The organism is Pseudomonas sp. 05T35, assembly GCF_056396605.1.
Window position 1 is genome coordinate 1 of record NZ_JBFTLU010000950.1, and the last position, 490, is coordinate 490.

Here is a 490-nt window from a genome sequence, read left to right on the forward strand (position 1 = left end):
CGCGTTCTTCCCGTTGCAGTGGCTGGCCAGGAGTCTGTAGCACCATGGCGCGCATGACGATTCTCCGGAATCAACGGCATTCAGGCTGTCAAACTGGCGCGTCCCGATGGCAGCCGGTGACCAGATGCTTGAGCCTGTCCATGTCGAGGATGGTGACGTTACGCCCGGAAATCTCGACCAGTGACTGATCCCGCAGGTGGGCAATGCCCCGGCAGATGGTTTCCAGGCGCAGCCCCAGGTAGGAGCCGATCTCTTCGCGACGCATCTTCAGTACGAACTCCCTGGACGAATAACCGCGCAGGCTAAGCCGCTGCGACAGGTTCAGCAGAAAGGCCGCCAGACGTTCGTCGGAGTTCATCTTGCCCATCAGCATCAGCATGTCGTGATCGCGCACGATTTCGCGGCTCAGGAGTTTGTTCAGATTGTGCTGCAGCGTAGGCAGCTCCCGGGAAAGCTTCTCCAGCTGGGCGAAATGGATGGGACACACTTC

At 59.6% G+C, this 490-nt stretch carries 1 protein-coding gene; it reads right to left on the bottom strand.

Annotation, left to right across the window (positions count from 1 at the left end; translation table 11 throughout):
* Positions 1 to 88: 88 nt before the first annotated feature.
* A partial coding sequence (locus tag AC1DH9_RS30855) for a helix-turn-helix domain-containing protein (protein WP_477809549.1) occupies positions 89 to 490 on the bottom strand: 402 nt, incomplete at its 5' end.